The organism is Selenomonas sp. ND2010, from assembly GCF_000702005.1.
In the GTDB taxonomy this organism is placed as follows: domain Bacteria; phylum Bacillota; class Negativicutes; order Selenomonadales; family Selenomonadaceae; genus Selenomonas_A.
Window position 1 is genome coordinate 1 of the sequence record NZ_JNKI01000036.1, and the last position, 19,397, is coordinate 19,397.

Consider the following 19,397-nt stretch of genomic DNA (forward strand, 5'->3'; position numbering starts at 1 on the left):
GCTTCGTTTATGGCACTGCCCCTAGCGTCGGCTGAGGATGTGGCAAGTTTCGCAGGGCTACCCCCTCCGAGGGCGCAGCAATTCGTACCGGCTCTAACCGAGGCGGCGGGGGCCCCAGTACCATAAGCGTAGCCTTGACGTTCCGCGTGAAGCAAGAAATTTTTGCCTGCGTTCTCGTTGGAAAAGCAGTTTCGTCCAAGCGAAGCGCGTTTAACTGTTTTCCAACTCTTAATTAAAAGGCAAAAATTTCTTGTAGCGGGTTGTCACCGGTGGAGCGTTGGTACTGGGGCCCCCGCCGCCGGCGATTTGTCTCAAATATGAACTCGCTCTTACTGCCCTACAAACTGTAATTGGCAATAGAAAGGATTATTGGATGGAAGAGAAGCAGCATAAACGCCGGATTCATTATAGTGGTAAGTATCCACGGCGTTTTGAGGAAAAATATAAGGAACTTAATCCGGAAAAATATGGCGATGAGATTGCGCATGTTATTGCAAAGGGCAATACGCCGGCGGGGATGCACATTCCTATCATGGTCAATGAGATTTTGGACGTGCTGGCGATAAAGCCGGGAGAGCGCGGCTTCGATGCAACGCTGGGGTATGGCGGACATACTTGTGCTATGCTCGAAAAACTGGCCGGCAAGGGGCATCTGATAAGTGGCGATATTGACCCGATTGAGTCGAAGAAGACGGAGGCGCGTATTCGTGCCAAGGGATTTGGCGAAGATATCTGGGAGCTTCGCAATATGAATTTTTGTCAGATTGATGAATTGGCGCGCGAAGTAGGGCCCTTTGACTTCATTCTCGCAGACCTTGGGGTATCGTCGATGCAGATTGATAATCCAGAGCGTGGGTTCACCTACAAGAGCGAGGGCCCGTTGGATTTGCGATTGAATCCTGAGGCTGGCATTACGGCCGCCGATCGTCTTCGTGACATTGACGAGTATGAGCTGGAGGGACTCTTGCAGGAAAATGCTGATGAACCCTATGCTACCGAAATTGCCCGCTATATCGTAAAAACGCGCCGTCGTCGTCCTATTCGGACGACCAAGGATCTGCACGAAGCCATCGGGCAGGCACTGGCGAAGGTAAAACTGCCTAGGGAAATGGCCGAGCGTGCCGGTTACAGTACGAAAAAACAGGCACTAGCGCGGGCGGAACTCATAAAGAAAAGCAGTGCCCGGGTATTTCAGGCATTGCGCATTGACATCAATCGTGAGTATGAAGTCCTCTACGAGTTTATGGAAAAGCTTCCGGCGGCGCTGGCTCCCGGCGGCCGTGCTGCCATTCTTACTTTCCATTCCGGTGAAGACCGTATCGTTAAAAAAGCGTTCAAGATCTTCCATCAACAGGGGGTATACGCCGACATCGCGCAAGATGTCATTCGGCCGACTAAAGAAGAATGCTATCGTAACAGCCGTGCCCACTCGACCAAACTGCGCTGGGCGATAAAAGGTGAGGAATAAAATGCAAAGACCCGTTGACTTTTGTAAGAGTCAACGGGTCTTTTTTAATGTTGATAAATTTCGTAGTTGTCGCGGCAGGTTTCCTTGACGTTGTAGAGGGCGCGGTCGGCTTGGCGGAAAATGGTGGCCAGGTCGCGTTTGCCGCCGGCAGGGCTGATGGCGATGCCGATGCTGGCAGTGACGTTGCCGGGAGCCCCACAGACAATGAGCCCGCGGGTCTGTTCGAGGATGAGTTCAGCAATCCGCCGGACATAGGCTTCGTAGATGTCACTGTCTTCTTCGAACAGGAACAGGGTGAATTCATCGCCGCCGAATCGGCCGATATGGGTGCGTGGCGGCAAGAGGCCCCGCAGCATGGCGGCAAATTCGATGAGGATGTCATCGCCGTGCTGATGGCCATAGGTATCATTGGCCTCTTTGAAATGGTCGAGGTCGATGATAAAGAAGGCGGCGGTCCAGTTTTCGGGCAGGCTTTCGAGGATCAGCTGGCACTGTGTCGTCATCGCGGCTTTGTTGAGACAGCCGGTTAGGTGGTCGGTTTCGGCATTGCGCTTGTAGTTGTCCCGGTCTTCCTGCAGGATTTCCACGGCATCAAGTGCTTGCTGTAGTTCGAGTTCCCGCAGGGTAAGGGCGCGGTTCTTTTCCTGCTCGAGCCGGTTGCGGTAAAGCAGGAAGATTGCGGTGACCAGGATGCTGAAACTAAGCAGCAGGCCAGTGGTGAGCGCCAGTGGGTGTTGACTCAGTAAGTAGCCAAAGGAGACATCCGGAGTGCTGTTATGCTGGATAATCTGCGTCAGCTGATTTTGCGGTAATCCCAGCAGGGCGGTGTTGACCGTGTGGCGGAGCATCTCTGGCGCGTCGGGGCAGAACATCAGGCAGAGCGGGACAGATACCGTGGCAGAATCAAGTTGTTTCAGCTGGAAATGCAGCAGAATGTTTTTATTCTTGGACAGATACGGCTGGGGCAGGTAGGTGTAGTCATACAGGCCCTGCTCGACGGCGTAGAGACATTCTTCTGGTTCTGCGACTTCGACGACTTTTGCCTGTGGGTTGAGGCGCTGGAAAAATTCCCGCAGGCCAGCATAACAGGTCGGCAGGATGATGCTTCCTGGGCGGGCTGATTCCTCCTGCGTGCGCCGAACGATTGGCGTAAACGGCATCCAGAGGATGTTGTTGGAAAACTGCATCATCTGAAGCTGCGGGTCGTTGACGTAAACGGCAAAGGCCGCTTCGGCCCGGCCGTCACGCAGCATTTTGCCGGCGGTTTCGACGGAATCGACAATCACGGGCTGGAACGTAATGCCGGTGGTGTTCATCAACAGCGTCAGAATATCCGGGGATATGCCGTAAATGTTGCCGAATTCCTTGTTTTGCTGGATGAGGGAGATAAAGGTACCAGGAAAGACGACGCGAACCGTGGGGGCAGTGCGGATGAAAGCCTGCTGATGCTCGGAGTAGTGTGCCATTTTGTAGATGCTGGGGTCGAGATATTCGCGCTTGAGGCGCGTTTCAAAGGAGGGATTGGTCATTTCGATACTCAAGATGGCCTGGTTAAGCTGCTCCATTAGGCCCGCATGGGCCTTGTCGGTCATGTATTGCTGGGGAATGGTGTCGACAAAGGTAATCCAGCGTTCATGGCCCGTAAGATTAAAAACCGTGCAGGCGATGAGCTGAACTTCTCCACGGTGCAGCCCATTGGTTAGTGCATCGCTGCTGGGATAGGTACGGATGCTGACATTCCAGCCGTTGGCTTTGGCAAAAAACTGCAGGCGATTTTTGAGGTCGTTGCTGTTAAGGACGCCGATGGTAGCGCCATCAAGGGTGGCGCCGCGGTCGGCAGTGATCTGCATGTCGTTTTCGTCGGTGTACAGTCCTAAAATTGCCGCGCAGGAATGTCCATTGGAAAATAGGTATTCTCCTAGCGGGAAGGCGGCGTCGCTGACTGGTGCGATGAGATCGAGCTGCCCCTCGCGCAACCGCTGCAGGCAGTCGGAGGCCGTGCCGTGGTAGTATTCGTATTGCCAATGGGTGATTTTGGCGATTTCCGCTAAAAAGCTGCTGTTATAGCTGGCCATCAGCCGGATCGCATCATTGGCAGACCCCGGGCGCCTATCGTTAGCGACCCCGATACGGATGGTCTGATAGGCCGGGGGTTCTGCCGTGCTGTGTGCAGGCAGAGCCACCAGCACGGCTAGGCACAACAAGATATGGCATAGCTTCTGTACAAAGTGCATGGTAAAACCCCTTTTACGATTTTTGGGTATGGCGCGCAAGGAAGTCGTCGAATTCCTCCAAAGGCATCGGCTCGGCAAACAGGAAGCCCTGTCCTAGGCGGCAGCCTAAGGAAAGCAACAGTTCTTCCTGTTGTTTGGTCTCGATGCCTTCGGTCAATACCTTCATATGGAGACTCTGTCCGAGTTTCACAATATGGTGCAGGATAGTCCGTGCGCGCGGCGATTTTTCCGCGGTCAGCAGCATTTGCCGATCGATTTTCATGACGTCCATGGGGAGATTCTGCAGCATGGCAATGGAGGAATAGCCGGTACAGAAATCGTCCATGGACAGGATGAAGCCCAGTTGGCTGAGGCGGTTGATAACCGTCCCAGCATCGTCGCGGGTATCATGGGATTGATAGTCGATAAAAGCGGTTTCGGTGATTTCCAGTTCAAGACAGCCTTGGGGCAGTTGATAGGTATCCGCAATGGCCTGCATGCGCTTGAGATAATTTTCTTCGGTAAAGTGCAGACCGGACTGGTTGACGGAAATGGGGAGGACAGTGGCACCTTTGGCAATGCGTTCCTGCTGGTAGCGGCAAATGGTTTCGAGCATATAGTAATCGAGTGGGATGGCAAAGCCATTATGCTCGAAGAGGTCCATGAAGGCAGCTGGTGCCAGGAAGCCAAGCTCCGGACTCTGCCAGCGTACGAGGGCCTCAGCGCCCAGGACTTCGTAGGTTTGCAAGTCGTATTTCGGCTGCAGGTAGACCTGGAATTCGCCGTTTTGCAGCGCTTTGTCCATGAGGTTTTCCAGCTGTTTTTGTTTGAGCAGTTCGTCGTGCAGTGATTCGTTATAGGTGGTGGTTTCGTGACTGGCAACGCTTTCCATGTGGGCGAGCATTACGCAGTCGATGAGGCGTTCCGGAACAAGCTGACCGCTGGCCGGAATTGCGTAGAGTCCGATATGGTAGCGGACCGTAGTCAGCATATCGTTGATGACACAGGTACCGGATTCGTTGGCAATTTTCTGGGCAGCCTGTTCCATCGTGAATCCTTCGGGCAGGCGGCAGAGGACAATCAGCTTGAAAAAGTCGCCAGAGATTGCATCCATCAGCAGCCAGGGATTATTCCGGCGGATGCGGGCAACCAGCTCTTGCAGGGCTTTGTTAAAGGCCTGACGGCTGTAGAGCTCGTGCATGAAAGCAATGCGTTGAGGGGACATGACCATCAGGAAAAGCTTTCCCTGTTTTTGCTGTTCCTCGTATTTGGCGAGGGTGCTGGGCAGGTTCTGCGTGAACCAGCGGGTATTGTACATGTTGACTTCTTTTAGATAATGCGCCTCGCGATAGAGTTCTTCACTGTGCTTGCGGCGCAGCTGCATGACGAGCAGCAAGGTGAGGATGATGCCGAGCAGCAGGCTGCTGATAAGGACCAGTGAGCCGATAGGATTGCGATAAATCAAGGATTGCAGCGTGTCTTTGCTTTGCACCGCGTATATCTGGCGATTGATTATGCTGGATATTTGCTGCTGCGAAAGGTGCGCGATTTCCTTATTGAGGATGTGGATGAGCATCGGGTCAGCCTGATTGCTGACGGCGATGGCGACATCGTGGGAAAAAACGATATTGCCGGTGATATAGAGGTTGTAATAATTGCCCTGATGGATATCGCTTTGGGCGGTGATTGCCTTTACCAGGGTCATATCGGCCTGGCGGTTGTTGACAGCCGACATGCATTCGGCAACGGTGTTGTAATACTGCAGCTGAGACGCGGGATACATCTTCTCAATGTAATCATGGGTATAGAAATGATTGCGCGGGCAGGCGATAATCGGCTTTTCGGGCAGACTCTGATCTTTGCGCAGGACCGCTACGTAGTTTAAGGTAAGATAGGGAATCGTCAAATCGGCTTTATGCTGACGGGCCCAGTTGTAGTCGGAATAGAAATCCGTTACCAGGTCGATTTCACCGCGAGTGAGATGAGCCATCATGCTGGACTGGTCGGTTTCCGGGCTGATTTCGATAGTGATTCCGAGGTCGGAAGCGATGATGTTCATGATGTCGGCAATGACACCCTGATGCGTGCCGTCCTCCGTGAAGAACGTATAGGGAGGCTGACCAGGAGAGGCCATCGCCCGGATAACGGGATGGGCCTTTAGATAGGCTTTCTCTTCAGCGGTAAGTTCGAGCGCGGCACCGCCTTGGTCCTGGTATTTTTCCAACAGATGAAGTCCGAATAGTGGACTGATGCTGTTGAGAGACTGCTGGCTGGCCTGAATATTAGCCTTTAAATCCGGGCGCTGGTCGCTCAGAAGCAGCCAGCCAATTCCGTAGCCAAGTGGAATCGAAGCAGTGCCAGCTGGCGGTGCGGTTAATTCCGTAGGGGGAAGAAAGTTCTGGGAGACTTCTTCGCAGGTGACAAGATCGATGGCACCGCTGTAGAGACGCAGGAGATTTTCCGCTGGTGTGCCCGGTACGTATTCCAGTGTCACGCCCATATAGGTGGCGATGTTTTCCAGCGCTTCATAGGTCATGCCATGGTAAAAGCCGTATTCATCGCGGCTTAAATAATTGATTGCATTGGTGTAGCCGACGCGCAGAACGGGGCGTTCATAAGCGGAAGCTGTTGGGGGGATAAGCATTATAAGGCCAAATACGAGCAGTAATGTGGCAATATGGCAGTAACATCTCTTGGCATGGCCCATAATATCACTCCTATTTCCTGGAATATTGAAATCGGTAACAAAACTTATCTAATAATACTATAAGATATATTCTTGTCAATGGCCCTATTTCCTTCTGAACGTTTAAATTGGGTCCATTTTCCTAGATGATTTGAGAGCTGTTATCAATTATGCTTTTTATTTATAGTATGTGATGTTTGATATTGACTTTTCGCATGAAACTACCTACAATGAAAGTATCAATCCCGAGTAAAACACTAAGGATTAAAATCAATCAAATTTGCTTCATTAAAAGGAGAGTTTATATAATGGCAGAGAAGCTTTTGGAAATCAAGGATCTCCACGCAGGGGTGGAAGATAAAGAGATCCTCAAAGGGTTGAACCTTTCCGTAAATAAAGGAGAAGTCCACGTCATTCTTGGACCAAATGGTTCTGGTAAGTCGACGCTCATGAATATCATCATGGGACATCCTAAGTATCAGGTGACAAGCGGGACCATGGAGTTCGAAGGGGAGGATATGAGCGGCCTCAAGACTTTCGAGCGTGCCCGTAAGGGGCTTTTTTTGTCCTTCCAGACGCCGGAGGAGATTCCGGGGATTACGGTGGAGAACATGATTCGCACGGCGAAGCAGACTATCACTGGAGATAAAGTCAAACTCATTCCGTTCCGCAAGGAGCTCAAAGCGCAGATGCAGGAGCTCAAGATGAAACCGGAGTACGCACAGCGGTACATGAATGTTGGCTTTTCTGGTGGTGAGAAAAAGCGCAACGAGATTCTACAGCTTTTGATGCTGCAGCCCAAATTAGCCCTGCTCGACGAGACGGATTCCGGCCTTGATGTCGATGCCGTCCAGATTGTATCCGAGGGGGTGGCAAAGTTCCACAATGAAGACAACAGCTGCCTGATTATCACGCACAATACGCGTATCCTCGAAAAACTCAAGGTGGACAAGGTTCATGTCCTGATGAATGGCCAGATCGTCGAAGAGGGCGGTGCGGAACTCATCGAGGATATTAACAGCCGCGGTTTCACCCATATCCTTGATGCGCAGAACGAGGCAAAGTGAGGCGTTTTTGATGACAGAAAAGAAGAAAACATATATTGAAGATATTGAGCGCACCCTTTATGACATCAAAGATGAAGATCGTTCCGTCTACAAAGCCCACAGTGGGCTGACCGAAGATGTTGTCCGTGATATTTCTACGCGCAAGCATGAGCCGCAGTGGATGCTGGATTTTCGTTTGAAGTCTTTGGCAGTATACCATTCTCTCGAATTGCCGGCTTGGGGCCCAAGCCTTGAGGAACTTCACATGGACGACATTGTCACTTATGTCCAGCCCGATGCCAAGATGACTGGCAGCTGGGAAGAGGTACCGGAGGATATCAAGGATACGTTTGATCGCCTGGGCATTCCTGAGGCGGAAAAGACTTCGCTGGGCGGTGTCGGCGCGCAGTATGACTCGGAAGTCGTCTACCATTCCATTCAGGAAGACATGGTGAAACAGGGTGTCATTTACACCGACATGGAAACGGCTGTCCGCGAACATGAGGAAATCGTCAAAGAATACTTTATGACGCTGGTCCCGCCAAAGGATCACAAATTTGCTGCCCTGCATGGTGCGGTCTGGTCTGGTGGTTCCTTCGTTTATGTACCGGCTGGTGTCCATGTTGAGATGCCGTTGCAGAGCTATTTCCGCCTCAATGCAGCTGGTGCTGGCCAGTTCGAGCATACCTTGATCATCGTGGAGCCGGGGGCGAGCCTGCATTTTATCGAGGGCTGCTCGGCACCGAAACATAATGTCACGAACCTCCATGCCGGTTGTGTGGAACTGTTCGTCAAAGATGGTGCCAGACTCCGTTATTCCACCATTGAGAACTGGTCCCGCAACATGATGAATCTCAATACGAAGCGTGCTTTGGTCGAAAAAGACGGTATCATCGAATGGGTATCGGGGTCCTTTGGTTCCCATATTTCCTGCCTCTATCCGTGCAGTGTCCTGCATGGAGAAAATGCCCGCTGTGAGTTCACGGGAGTTACCTTTGCCTCGAAGGGGCAGAATCTCGACACAGGAGCCAGCGTCATTCATGCCGCTCCGCACACGTCGGCCAATATCAACACGCGTACGATTTCGAAGGCCGGCGGCATGGCTACCTATCGCAGTGCGGTCAAGGTCACGAAGAACGCACCGTTTGCGAAGTGCTCGGTCAATTGCGAGTCGCTGATGCTCGACAATCTTTCCCGCAGTGATACGCTGCCCGTTATGGATATCGAGGGCGACGAGGCGGATATCGGTCATGAGGCCAAAATCGGCCGCATCAGCGATGAGGCAATTTTCTACCTCACGAGCCGTGGCATCGATGAAGAGGAAGCGCGGGCAATGATTGTTCGTGGCTTCGTGGAACCAATCGCCAAGGAACTGCCGCTGGAGTATGCCTTGGAGATGAATAACCTCGTAAATATTGAGTTGGAAGGGACTATCGGCTAATGGATGATAAAATTTTTTCTGAGATTCCGATGCGCACCTGGCGCTGGCTGGGCGTCAATGAAGCCCAGGTTCCGGAAAACCTCAGTGATAACGTAAAAAAACAACAAATACTCGTGGAGGCCGGACAGAAGGAAGAAGTTGTCCTGGTAAACCGCGAGGGTGGTCAGCTGGAAGTGCAGGTGCATATCGCCGCTGGCGGAGAGCTTCACCTTATTAACGCCCAGCTGGTTCCCGATGATAAAGCAGTCACCAGCCGCGTGAAAGTATACGTGGGCAAGGGGGCAAAATTCCGCTATACCACGGTGGAGGCTGGTGCCCGTCATACGGCAGCCGAGCTTTCGGTGGATATGGCTGGCGATGACAGCATCAGTGATATTTGGGGCCTTTATTTTGGCGATGGCGCGAGCAAAATTGACCTCAACTACGTCATTCGTCAACAGGGCCGCCGTACGGATGCGAATATGCAGGTGCGTGGGGCACTGTTAGGAACGAGTGATAAGATCTTCCGGGGAACGCTGGACTTCCTCGAAGGTTCCAAGGGCTCGGTGGGCCGTGAGAATGAGGAGGTAGTCCTGCTTTCCCCGACGGTTCGCAACCGCAGTGTTCCGGTCATGCTCTCCCATGAGGATGATGTGGATGGTCACCATGCGGTAAGTGTAGGCAAGATTGACGAAGGAAAATTGTTCTATCTCATGAGTCGTGGCCTCGATATGGCGGATGCCCAGCGATTGATTGTCGAGGCGTCCTTCCATCCGGTCCTTGACCGCATTGAAGATGAAGCGCTCAAAGAGGAGATCGACAAGGTATTGATGGGGAGGCTGGCAAATGGCTGAGGTACAGGATTTTCTAAAAGATTTCCCATTGCTGAATGGAGAAGTCGGTGGCAAGCATATTGCCTATCTCGATAATGGTGCAACGACGCAAAAGCCGCAGCAGGTGATTCAGTCGATTTGCGGTTATTATGGCGGCTGTAATGCCAACCCGCATCGCGGGGCCTACGCCCTGTCGGTTAAGGCTACGGACATCTACGAGTCGGCTCGCAAGCGCACGGCGCAGTTCATCAAGGCGAAACGCCAGGAAGAAATCATCTTTACGAAAAATGCCACCGAGGCATTGAACCTGGTGGCATACAGCTATGGCCTCAATCATGTCGAGGCTGGCGATGAAATCGTCATCAGCATTTCCGAGCATCACAGCAATCTGGTTCCCTGGCAGTTTGTAGCCAAAGCGAAGGGAGCTGTGCTAAAATATATCTATCTGCAGGAAGATGGCAATCTCTCCCAGGAGGATATTGAGACCAAGATTACCGAGCGCACGAAGATTGTCGCTGTGACGCAGGTCTCCAATGTGCTGGGTCTCAAGAATGATGTAAAAGCCATTGTCCAAAAGGCGCATAGCGTCGGAGCTGTTTGCGTCGTGGATGGTTCTCAGAGTGTTGCCCACATGGCGGTGGATGTTCAGGACATCGACTGCGATTTCTTTGCCTTTTCTGGTCATAAGATGCTTTCGCCGATGGGGATTGGCGTCCTCTATGGCAAATACGAGATTCTCGATGCCATGGAGCCATTCCTGCGCGGTGGCGATATGATTGAATACGTGCAGGAGCAGGAATCGACCTGGGCCGAGTTGCCGGCAAAGTTCGAGGCTGGTACGCAGAATGTTGGTGGTGCGGCCGGCCTTACGGCAGCGATTGACTACCTCGAGGGCATTACCTTTGATCGCATCGAGGCCATCGAAAAGGACCTCGTTGACTACGCACTGCCGCAGCTTCGGGAATTGCCGTACATCGAGCTCTACGGCTGTGACAGCAAGCAGGATAATAAGACGGGAATCATCGCCTTTAACGTCAAGGATGTCCATCCGCATGACGTTGCGACGATTCTCGACAATGACGGCGTAGCCGTTCGGGCAGGCCACCATTGTGCCCAGCCGCTCCACCGTTATCTCCAGCAGAATGCAAGCTGCCGCGCCAGCTTCTACCTGTACAATACGCGCGAAGATATCGATCGTTGGATTGCCGCATTGAAGAAAGTAAGAGGTGTTCTTGGCTATGGCGCTTGATGATGTATATACGGAGGTACTGGGGGAGCACAGCCGCAACCCAGACCATAAACACCACCTGGCATGTGCAACCTGCACGATGAAAGGGCATAATCCGAGCTGCGGGGATGAAATCACGCTGGAGCTCAATGTGGAAGACGGCGTGGTCAAAGAGGCTGCATTCACAGGCGTTGGCTGCGCGATTTCGCAGGCTAGTACCGATATCATGGCAGAATTGATTCGCGGCAAATCCGTCGCAGAGGCACGTGGATTGGCGCAGAAATTCATAAGCATGATTAAGGGGGAGATAACCGACGAAGCGGAGCTCGAGGAACTCGATGAGGCCTTGGCGCTCAAAAATGTCGCCCACATGCCGGCCCGCGTAAAATGTGCAGTGCTGGCATGGCATACGCTGGATGATGCCTTGAAAGCGGATAAATAATACCGAATAAGAGCAACTTATCCACAAAATATTGAGGATATCCACGGCATAACTGTGGATAACTACGATGTTTTGTGGATTTCTTGCATAAAAATGTGGATGATGGCTTTGATGAGGAAAGGAAGAATAGCAAATGGCAGTAAAAGAAATCAAACCCGAAGAGTTTAACGAAAATGTATTTCAAGTTATTGGCAAAGAGTGGATGCTGGTCACTGGTGAAGCTGATGGTAAATCCAACGCCATGACGGCTTCCTGGGGCGGTATGGGGATTCTCTGGGGCAAACCGGTGGCCTTTGTATTCATCCGACCGAGCCGTTATACGAAGCAGTTTGTCGACAAAGCAGATGGCTTTACGCTGTCTGTCTTTAAAGAAGACCGCCGCAAGATGATGAGCTATTTTGGTACGGTATCGGGACGTGACGAGGATAAGATTGCCAAATCCGGCCTTACGGTCAAGCATGAGAATGGCATGACTTATTTTGCTGAGGCTCGGGTGACGATGTTCTGCCGCAAGCTATATGCCCAGGAGATGGAGCAGAAATGTTTCCTGGATAAAGCCAGCGATGAAAAGTGGAACAACAACGACTATCATACGATGTACGTCGTAGAGATTGAAAAGATTCTCATCGAGGAATAAGAATGGGGCAGGATAAAGAGAAGCTGATTGCGGTGCTGCAGAAATGCATGCTTTGTGCTGGCATGGGAGCGGCGGAGATTCGCGAGCTGTTGGATTCTTCCCAGGTGCGCATCAAGGAATACAGCAAGGGGGATATTGTCTTTCATGATGGGGATATGCCCCGCTGTATCTACATTCTGCTCGAGGGGGAAGTCCATATTTTAAAGGACACCTTTTCGGGGCGGCAGATTTTCCTGTCGGAGATCGACGAAGCTGGCGATATGTTTGGCGAGGTCTACGATGTTTTGGAACAGCCCTACGACATGTATGTCGAGGCGGTGACCAAGTCGAAGGTCTTGGAGATTTCCAGCCACTTGCTGCGCTTCGGTGCCGGTGGCGTAATGTCGAAAAGCGCCCTGATGGTCCAGCAGAATCTCATGCGCATTTTTGCCCGTAAGGCTTATTTCATGCAAGGGAAAATCAAAGTGCTGGCTAGTGGCAGTCTCAGAGAAAAAATCGTCCGCTTCCTGTTCCAGAATCTAGGGCAGGATGGGAACGTTAAGCTTGCCATCAGCCGTGAGTATATGGCCGCTTATCTGGCGGCTACGCGGCCTTCCCTGTCAAGGGAACTGTCGGCGATGCATCGCGAGGGAATATTAGCTGTCGATGGAAAGCATATCCGCGTACTCGATATGGATCGCTTTGAAGAATATCTGTAAATAGAAAAAAGAGACATGCTGTGGGGGCATGTCTCTTTTTTCGAGAGAATTAGAGATTTAGGAATCGAATGTATGTAAATCCTTCTGGGGAAGAAGAATTACCGAAATGTATTTGCATCAGGTATCTCCTGACTACAAGTAATAGTATACGGAACTAGTTTTAAAAAACAATAGGAATAAGATTAGAAGTTGATTAAGTAAACTAATTAGGACGGAAGTCCCGTAGGAAAAAGGTCTGGAAATAACGAAAAGACCGCTGCCAGCAGGGAAGGCTGGAGCGGTCTTTTGCACGTTTTTGTTCTATTTTTTGGGAAGTGAGAAATTTAGGGAAAAATTAGGGAAAATAGGAATTTGGGGAAACGATAATCAGGTGTTCTTTGCGATGAAATACCCTGCTACCGCACCGGCAATGGCAGCCGTATTGCGGTCACCCTCGGAATATTTCTTGGGGTGATAGCTGTGATGCTTGTGCGCAAGCTGGGTGATTTCATAGTCATGACCGCTGTGGAAGGGGCTGGCTTCCGAGGCCGCAGCGCCGAATACGCCAAGGCTCACGAAGCTGGCCAGGGCCACAGCCGTGACTTTAAGGCTTCTTTTTTTGAACATTACACTCATCTCCTTTGTTGTGGGGCCGGTTCATGGATTACCGGCAGCAGCGTTGTTTATGAGCGCCTCCATCCGTAGAGACTGGTGTTTGTGTCCTTCCTGACTACAGTTAACAGTATAGTGGGCTAGTTTTAGAAAACAAATAGTAGGCTGTTAAAAGTTGATTAAGTAAACTATTATTTTCTGATTAAAGACCATCGCAATGCGATAAATAACTGCAAATGCTGCGGATAGATGTTATAATTAGAAGATATGAATTGTACATTTTGGAGGGAATGTAGTGTTAGCAGCGGAAAACTACCAGGATATAGAAGAGAAAATCCTAAAGGGACAGCGACTCAGCCGTGAAGATGGGATCCGGCTTTTTCATTGTTCGGATATTGCCTGGCTGGGAGCTATGGCAGATTATGTCCGCAAGCAGAAATGCGGCGATATTGTCTATTATAATGTCAATTGTCACGTGAATCTCACCAATGTCTGTACGTCGAAGTGCAAATTCTGTGCATTTGGCCGGGAGCTTGAGGATAAGGGTGCCTACTCCATGAGTAAAGAGCAGGCGCTGGCGGTTGTCCGCGACGCTATGAAGGACCCGGATCTCGCGGGCCTGCATGTGGTCAGCGGCCTTCATCCGACTTGGACTTTCGAGCATTATCTCGGGATAGTAAAAGCACTCCACGAAACTTTTCCTCATTTATATATCAAAGGGTTTACTGGCGTTGAGATTACGCATTTTGCTGAGATTTCGGGCTTGTCCATTGAAGAAGTGCTGATTCGGCTGAGGGATGAGGGCGGTTTGCAGGCCATTGCTGGCGGTGGTGCTGAAATCCTCTCGGATCGGGTCCGCGGTGAGCTTTGCCCGAACAAGGCCACGGCTGACCAGTGGCTCGAGGTGGCCCGCACGGCCCACAAACTCGGCATTAAATCGAATGCCAGCATGCTTTACGGTCACATCGAGACGCTGGAGGAGCGTGTGGATCATCTGCTCCGGTTGCGGGAATTGCAGGATGAGACCGGCGGGTTCCAGACGTTTATCTGTTTCCCGTTCTTGCCGAAAAATACGGAATTGGGCAAGAGCGTCAAGCAGACCAGTATGTGGGATGATTTGCGCACGATGGCGATTTCCCGCCTGCTGTTGGATAATTTCACGAATATCAAGGCGTACTGGGTCATGCTGACGGTTCCAGTGGCGCAGATCGCATTGGGCTTTGGTGCCAACGATATCGATGGCACTGTCCATAAGGAAACGATCCTGCACGATGCTGGGGCTACGAGTCCGACGGCTCTTTCGGAGAACCAAATTATCCGCATCGTCAAAGAAGCAGGGAGAATCCCGGCGTCCTGTGATTGCAACTTCAATATCATCAAGAAATATGAGTGACAGGTTTTCTCGGCAGCGGAAGAAAGCGAAGAGGGAAAAGGCATGAACGATAAAATAGCAACGGCCCGCGCCAAAGCGGCGTCTGGCGAGCGCTTGACGCTGGCGGATGCGCTGGCATTATATGAAGACAACGATATCCTGTTTTTGGCGGAGTGTGCGCGCAAGGCCAAGGAGAAAAAAAGTGGCAAAAAAGTATTTTATACCGTCAATCGCCATATCAATCTCACGAATATCTGCAGTGCGAATTGCCCGCTGTGTGCCTTTCAGGTAGAAAGCGGGGATAAACGCGGTTTTACGCTCGAGCGGGAAGATATTGAAAGGATTTTGGCGGACGCGAAAAATATCCGCAATCTGTCGGAGGTTCATATTGTCTCCGCCCTTCATCCTGACAAGCCCTTTGACTATTATGTGGATGTGGTGCGGCAGGTCAAGGCGGCGCTGCCGGAGGTCGATGTGAAGGCCTTTACCCCGGTAGAGATTGTGAATTTCGCTAAGATGACGAAAAAATCCATCCGCGAGGTGCTGGAAATCCTGCAGGCGGCTGGTCTGGACAGCCTGCCAGGCGGCGGCGCTGAGATCCTTTCGGACCGCGTCCGTCAGCTGATCTGTCCGAAAAAGGCCACGACGGACGAATGGATTCAAACGATGAAGACCGCCCATAGCCTTGGCATTCGCACGAATGCATCGATCATGTACGGTCATGTCGAAACCATCGAAGAGCGCTTGCAGCATCTCTTTACGCTGCGGGATATACAGGATGAGACCAAGGGCTTTCAGGCATTTATGTTGTTCCCGTTCCATCCCGGCAATACGAAGCTCGGGGAGGAACAGCAGTTAAAGCGCGTCGGTTCCTGGGAAGATTTGAAGATGATGGCCCTTTCGCGGCTGATTCTCGACAATATCGACCATATCAAGGCGTTCTGGATTATGCTGACGATGCCGATTGCTCAGCTCGCGCTCGGCTTTGGTGCGGATGATTTGGATGGCACCATCGGTGAGGAGAAAATCATCCATGCGGCAGGCGCCAAGACGAATACAGGCATCACCCGGAAGGTGCTGGAAAAAATGATAAGGGAAACAGGCTATGAGCCAGTAGAGCGTGATACCTTTTACCATGAGATTGCGGAGGGATAAAGATGCGATTGACTCCGAAACAGGGCGAAGAGCTTTTGCTGCATGGCGACCCGATTGAACTCGGTCAGCAGGCAGATGCCGCTCGCCGCAAACTGTTTGACGATACGGTCACGTTCATCGTGGACCGCAATATAAACTATACCAACGTCTGTAAGAATGAGTGCAAGTTCTGTGCGTTCTTTCGGCGCAAGGAGCATAAAGATGCTTATCTATTGACCTATGAGGGAATCCTGGAGAAAGTCCGTGAGACGGTAGAATGCGGTGGTACTCAGGTCATGATTCAAGGCGGCCTTTATCCGGATTTGGGACTGGATTACTATGAAAAGATGCTGCGGCTTATCAAGCAGAAATTCCCCTCGATTACGATCCACTCCTTCACGGCGACGGAAATTCAGTATTTTGCCCAGCAGGCAGGCTTGACGGTGTTAGATACGTTAAAGCGTCTGCAGGAGGCTGGCCTTGACAGCCTGCCGGGCGGCGGTGCCGAAATCCTGGTGGATGAAGTCCGCCAGCGCGTCAGCCCGAAGAAAATCATGACCGAGGATTGGCTGCACGTCATGGAGTGTGCCCATTCCATTGGCATGGAAAGCACGGCTACGATGGTCATTGGTTTCGGGGAAACCATGGCGCAGCGCGTGGAACACATGGAAAAAATCCGCCGCCTGCAGGACAAGACAGGCGGATTCCGAGCCTTCATCACCTGGACGTTTCAGCCGGGCAATACGGAGCTCGGCGGCGAAAAGACCAGTGGCTGGGACTATATGAAGACCCTTTCGATGACGCGCCTCTATATGGATAACATCAAGCATATCCAAGGCTCATGGGTCACCCAGGGGGAGCGTATCGGGCAGTTGACGCTGGGCTTTGGCGCCGATGACCTCGGCAGTATCATGCTGGAGGAAAATGTCGTGCGCGCGGCTGGCACGAATTACGAGATGAGTATCAATAAGATGGCGGCTCTCATTCGCGGCGCGGGCAAACAGCCCGCTCAGCGCGATACCGAATACAACGTGATCCGCCGATTCTGAGGAGATCTATTATGAGTGAAATCAAGATTCCGAAAGCCGACTATGCTGTTGTGGGCGGCTCGGGGACGCTTTCGAGCAATTTTCCGGCCAATCTGCCGGATGAAGATGTAGAGATTTTAGCGGACAATCTGCATTTTGAGACGCCGTATGGCATGAGTCCGGCAATCCGCCTCTTCCGCGTAGGGGAAAAGCGGGTGCTGACCGTCAAGATGCATGGCTGGCGCTCGGGAGTCACCCGCGCCGATGCGAGCCGTCAGGTGTTCTGGACCTTCCGCGAGGCAGGCGTCAAGCGCATCATCTCCGAGGGCGGTGTCGGCACGGTCAACAAATTACTGGATTTGCGGGATTTCATCATTCCCGATGATTATCTTGACCTTTCGGTTCGCAAGGATGTCATGCTGGATGGCCGGTATCTCTTGATCATGCGGGATGCACTCTGCCCCGAGATGCGGCAGGCCCTTATCGAATCGACGAAGAAGCGCTTTGATGGCCGGGTATTTATCCGCGGTACCTATGCCGTAACCGATGGCCGTCATTTTGAGAGCCCCGCGGAAGTTGCCATGATGAATGGCCAGGCTGATATCGTTGGCCAGAGTATTGCCCCCGAGGTCTATCTGGCCCGCGAAATCGGTGCCTGCTATGCCGGCCTGTACTTTACCGTAAATTACGGCGAGGGAATCCGGGAAAAATGGTCGCATAAGGACATGTCGGACATCTTCTACGACGATGCTCCGATGATTGGCGAAATCATCCTTGAGACGATTCGCAACATCGACGCCGATGACCGTCACTGTGAGTGTTTGGATCTTCGCAAGGAAACCTTGCTCAAAGATGTCTATAACGAGGTTTCGGCCAAGGGATAATCGAGGGAATTCAAGAAAGGCTGTGCAGGAAAATGCACAGCCTTTCTTGAATATTAGGGTAACTTTTATTGATTCGCTGAGAAGGGGGCAAGGGTATGAAGTGGTACTTTAAGGGGATTTTTTTTGTTTTACTGGCTTGTTGGCTGGTCTTATTTTCAGTAGCGGGCGCGGCACCGAAAAATTACGTGGTGCAGGGCGATATCGTTTATACGCCGGCCTGCGGCGAGGCAAAAATCCTGCCGCAGGGCTATTTGGTGGTAAGCGATGGCAAGGTAAAAGGGGCCTATGATGAATTGCCGCAAGCCTACGAGGGATGGAAGAAACAGGACTGCCGCGGCAAGCTTATCCTGCCGGGCTTTTGCGACCTGCATGTCCATGCGGCCCAATACCGACAGATTGGCTTTGGCATGGATGAAGCTCTGTTGGAATGGCTGGAAAAGTATACGTTCCCCGAGGAACGGAAATTTTCAGATACTGCCTATGCCGAACAGGTCTATGGGGATTTTGCCGCGGAATTGGCAAAGTGTGGTACCACGCGGTCGGCAGTCTATGGCACCATCCATCGCCAGAGTGCGGAAATACTCGCCCAAAAACTTTCCGAGCGAGGTCTCGGGGCTTATGTAGGCAAAGTCAATATGGATCGCAATGCACCGGAGTATCTATGTGAGAATCGTGCGGATTCGTTGGCGGAAACCGAGCAGTTCGTTAAATCACCGGTCTGGACCGATTTGGTGCGGCCGATTCTTACGCCAAGATTTGCTCCATCGGTGACCCCGGAGCTCTTGCAGGATCTGGGGGCGCTGGCAAAACGGGAAAATCTCCCGGTGCAGACGCATTTATCCGAGAATAAGGCAGAAATTCAGTGGGTGGCCGAGCTCTTCCCCAAAATCCGTGAGTACCCGAAGGTATATGAACATTTTGGCCTTTATGGAGACACGCCGACGCTGATGGCGCACTGCATTCATATGAGTGATACGCAAATCAAGGAGATGGTCGATCGTGGCGTATATCCGGTATTTTGCCCGGAATCCAATCTGAATCTCACCAGCGGGATTATGCCGGTTCGCCGGTTCCTGCAGGCAGGCGCCAAGGTTGCCTTGGGCAGTGATGTGGGGGCGGGGCATGACCTCTTTATGCCTCATGTCATCGTGCGTGCAATACAGGTCTCTAAGGTGCGGGCGATGGATTATCCTGAGGAAAAAGCCCTGACATTGCCCGAAGCGTTTTACTTGGCCACCAAGGGAGGCGGAGCCTTCTTCGGTAAGGTAGGAAGCTTTGAACCGGATTACGATGCCGATTTTCTGGTGGTAAAGACCCCGAAAGCACTAGCGGAACATTCCGTGGCGGAGCGTTGGCAATATTTTATCTATCATGGTTCCTCTGAAGATATCACTGCCCGTTATGTGGCGGGAAAACCGCTTCGTTTGCCGTGATGTGTTGACAAAAAAGGGCCTGTGAACAATCCCTTTATATTGACATAAAATCGTAGAAGCCTCCATAAGTTAGATGGAGGCTTCTACGAATTTATCAACGAACTTTTTACAAATTACAGTTTATCGGTTAGTGGAACCTTATTCGAAGCAACTCTTCGCCACCGCTAGGGGCAGTGCCAACACTACGCGGGAGATGTTTTTCTAAACGAAATTTTTATCTTTAATTAAGCATCGAAAAAGTTGCAAAACGCGCTTCGCTTGAACGGTAGCAATTTTTCGACGAA

The 19,397-nt window shown here is 51.6% G+C and carries 16 protein-coding genes; 13 read left to right on the top strand and 3 right to left on the bottom strand.

Annotated features, from left to right (window positions below; all coding sequences use genetic code 11):
- The first annotated feature begins 373 nt into the window (after nucleotides 1-373).
- A complete protein-coding gene (gene rsmH / locus T504_RS0110865) occupies nucleotides 374-1,468 on the top strand; it encodes a 16S rRNA (cytosine(1402)-N(4))-methyltransferase RsmH (protein WP_033171105.1) in 1,095 nt (364 codons plus the stop codon).
- A gap of 44 nt (nucleotides 1,469-1,512) precedes the next feature.
- On the opposite strand, the gene T504_RS0110870 is transcribed toward rsmH, so the two are convergent.
- Nucleotides 1,513-3,702 (bottom strand): transporter substrate-binding domain-containing diguanylate cyclase, encoded by a 2,190-nt coding sequence (locus tag T504_RS0110870; RefSeq protein WP_033171106.1) that lies wholly within the window; start codon nucleotides 3,700-3,702, stop codon nucleotides 1,513-1,515.
- A 13-nt stretch (nucleotides 3,703-3,715) separates the two neighbouring features.
- A complete protein-coding gene (locus T504_RS0110875; RefSeq protein WP_033171107.1) occupies nucleotides 3,716-6,388 on the bottom strand; it encodes an EAL domain-containing protein in 2,673 nt (890 codons plus the stop codon).
- Between the two features lie 287 nt (nucleotides 6,389-6,675).
- Between T504_RS0110875 and sufC the strand changes: the two genes are divergently transcribed.
- The 7 genes from sufC to T504_RS0110910 all read left to right on the top strand — a co-directional run bounded on the left by sufC (nucleotide 6,676) and on the right by T504_RS0110910 (nucleotide 12,671).
- The gene (gene sufC, locus T504_RS0110880) at nucleotides 6,676-7,434 is read left to right on the top strand and encodes a Fe-S cluster assembly ATPase SufC (protein ID WP_033171108.1); all 759 of its coding nucleotides are present in this window, start codon (nucleotides 6,676-6,678) and stop codon (nucleotides 7,432-7,434) included.
- Nucleotides 7,435-7,444: 10 nt separating this feature from the next.
- Complete coding sequence (gene sufB / locus T504_RS0110885; protein WP_033171109.1) at nucleotides 7,445-8,854, top strand: Fe-S cluster assembly protein SufB; 1,410 nt, start codon at nucleotides 7,445-7,447, stop codon at nucleotides 8,852-8,854.
- Complete coding sequence (locus T504_RS0110890; RefSeq protein ID WP_033171110.1) at nucleotides 8,854-9,687, top strand: SufB/SufD family protein; 834 nt, start codon at nucleotides 8,854-8,856, stop codon at nucleotides 9,685-9,687. The genes sufB and T504_RS0110890 overlap by 1 nt, the downstream gene beginning before the upstream one ends.
- Nucleotides 9,680-10,915, top strand: coding sequence for a cysteine desulfurase (locus tag T504_RS0110895; RefSeq protein WP_033171111.1), 1,236 nt, complete (start codon nucleotides 9,680-9,682; stop codon nucleotides 10,913-10,915). Before T504_RS0110890 ends, T504_RS0110895 begins: the two co-directional genes overlap by 8 nt.
- Nucleotides 10,905-11,336 carry a Fe-S cluster assembly sulfur transfer protein SufU gene (gene sufU / locus T504_RS0110900; RefSeq protein ID WP_033171112.1) on the top strand — a complete coding sequence of 144 codons (432 nt, stop codon included), beginning with the start codon at nucleotides 10,905-10,907 and terminating at the stop codon, nucleotides 11,334-11,336. The genes T504_RS0110895 and sufU overlap by 11 nt, the downstream gene beginning before the upstream one ends.
- Nucleotides 11,337-11,469: 133 nt before the next feature.
- Nucleotides 11,470-11,973, top strand: a complete 504-nt coding sequence (locus T504_RS0110905; RefSeq protein ID WP_033171113.1) for a flavin reductase family protein — start codon at nucleotides 11,470-11,472, stop codon at nucleotides 11,971-11,973.
- Nucleotides 11,974-11,975: 2 nt separating this feature from the next.
- Nucleotides 11,976-12,671 carry a Crp/Fnr family transcriptional regulator gene (locus T504_RS0110910; protein WP_033171114.1) on the top strand — a complete coding sequence of 232 codons (696 nt, stop codon included), beginning with the start codon at nucleotides 11,976-11,978 and terminating at the stop codon, nucleotides 12,669-12,671.
- Between the two features lie 366 nt (nucleotides 12,672-13,037).
- On the opposite strand, the gene T504_RS0110915 is transcribed toward T504_RS0110910, so the two are convergent.
- Nucleotides 13,038-13,277 (bottom strand): hypothetical protein, encoded by a 240-nt coding sequence (locus T504_RS0110915; protein ID WP_033171115.1) that lies wholly within the window; start codon nucleotides 13,275-13,277, stop codon nucleotides 13,038-13,040.
- A 280-nt stretch (nucleotides 13,278-13,557) separates the two neighbouring features.
- On the opposite strand from T504_RS0110915, the gene mqnE (T504_RS0110920) reads away from it, so the two are divergent.
- The 5 genes from mqnE (T504_RS0110920) (at nucleotide 13,558) to guaD (ending at nucleotide 19,113) form a co-directional block, all read left to right on the top strand.
- Nucleotides 13,558-14,655 carry an aminofutalosine synthase MqnE gene (mqnE, locus tag T504_RS0110920; protein ID WP_033171116.1) on the top strand — a complete coding sequence of 366 codons (1,098 nt, stop codon included), beginning with the start codon at nucleotides 13,558-13,560 and terminating at the stop codon, nucleotides 14,653-14,655.
- 42 nt (nucleotides 14,656-14,697) lie between these two features.
- Entirely contained in the window at nucleotides 14,698-15,789 is a 1,092-nt protein-coding gene (mqnE, locus tag T504_RS0110925) for an aminofutalosine synthase MqnE (protein WP_033171117.1), read from the top strand.
- 2 nt (nucleotides 15,790-15,791) lie between these two features.
- Nucleotides 15,792-16,817: a cyclic dehypoxanthinyl futalosine synthase gene (gene mqnC, locus T504_RS0110930; protein WP_033171118.1), complete on the top strand. Its 1,026-nt coding sequence runs from the start codon at nucleotides 15,792-15,794 to the stop codon at nucleotides 16,815-16,817.
- Nucleotides 16,818-16,828: 11 nt separating this feature from the next.
- The gene (locus T504_RS0110935) at nucleotides 16,829-17,680 is read left to right on the top strand and encodes an MTAP family purine nucleoside phosphorylase (protein ID WP_033171119.1); all 852 of its coding nucleotides are present in this window, start codon (nucleotides 16,829-16,831) and stop codon (nucleotides 17,678-17,680) included.
- Between the two features lie 95 nt (nucleotides 17,681-17,775).
- The gene (gene guaD, locus T504_RS0110940; protein WP_081823438.1) at nucleotides 17,776-19,113 is read left to right on the top strand and encodes a guanine deaminase; all 1,338 of its coding nucleotides are present in this window, start codon (nucleotides 17,776-17,778) and stop codon (nucleotides 19,111-19,113) included.
- The last annotated feature ends 284 nt before the right edge of the window (nucleotides 19,114-19,397 follow it).

Excerpts from the sequence above, each read along its gene's own strand:
- T504_RS0110890 (WP_033171110.1), top strand. The coding sequence starts at position 8,854 with ATGGATGATAAAATTTTTTCTGAGATTCCGATGCGCACCTGGCGCTGG.
- sufC (WP_033171108.1), top strand. The coding sequence starts at position 6,676 with ATGGCAGAGAAGCTTTTGGAAATCAAGGATCTCCACGCAGGGGTGGAA.
- guaD (WP_081823438.1), top strand. The coding sequence starts at position 17,776 with ATGAAGTGGTACTTTAAGGGGATTTTTTTTGTTTTACTGGCTTGTTGG.
- T504_RS0110910 (WP_033171114.1), top strand. The coding sequence starts at position 11,976 with ATGGGGCAGGATAAAGAGAAGCTGATTGCGGTGCTGCAGAAATGCATG.
- mqnE (WP_033171117.1), top strand. The coding sequence starts at position 14,698 with ATGAACGATAAAATAGCAACGGCCCGCGCCAAAGCGGCGTCTGGCGAG.
- T504_RS0110870 (WP_033171106.1), bottom strand. The coding sequence starts at position 3,702 with ATGCACTTTGTACAGAAGCTATGCCATATCTTGTTGTGCCTAGCCGTG.
- T504_RS0110935 (WP_033171119.1), top strand. The coding sequence starts at position 16,829 with ATGAGTGAAATCAAGATTCCGAAAGCCGACTATGCTGTTGTGGGCGGC.
- sufB (WP_033171109.1), top strand. The coding sequence starts at position 7,445 with ATGACAGAAAAGAAGAAAACATATATTGAAGATATTGAGCGCACCCTT.
- sufU (WP_033171112.1), top strand. The coding sequence starts at position 10,905 with ATGGCGCTTGATGATGTATATACGGAGGTACTGGGGGAGCACAGCCGC.
- T504_RS0110915 (WP_033171115.1), bottom strand. The coding sequence starts at position 13,277 with ATGTTCAAAAAAAGAAGCCTTAAAGTCACGGCTGTGGCCCTGGCCAGC.
- rsmH (WP_033171105.1), top strand. The coding sequence starts at position 374 with ATGGAAGAGAAGCAGCATAAACGCCGGATTCATTATAGTGGTAAGTAT.
- T504_RS0110905 (WP_033171113.1), top strand. The coding sequence starts at position 11,470 with ATGGCAGTAAAAGAAATCAAACCCGAAGAGTTTAACGAAAATGTATTT.
- mqnC (WP_033171118.1), top strand. The coding sequence starts at position 15,792 with ATGCGATTGACTCCGAAACAGGGCGAAGAGCTTTTGCTGCATGGCGAC.
- T504_RS0110895 (WP_033171111.1), top strand. The coding sequence starts at position 9,680 with ATGGCTGAGGTACAGGATTTTCTAAAAGATTTCCCATTGCTGAATGGA.
- T504_RS0110875 (WP_033171107.1), bottom strand. The coding sequence starts at position 6,388 with ATGGGCCATGCCAAGAGATGTTACTGCCATATTGCCACATTACTGCTC.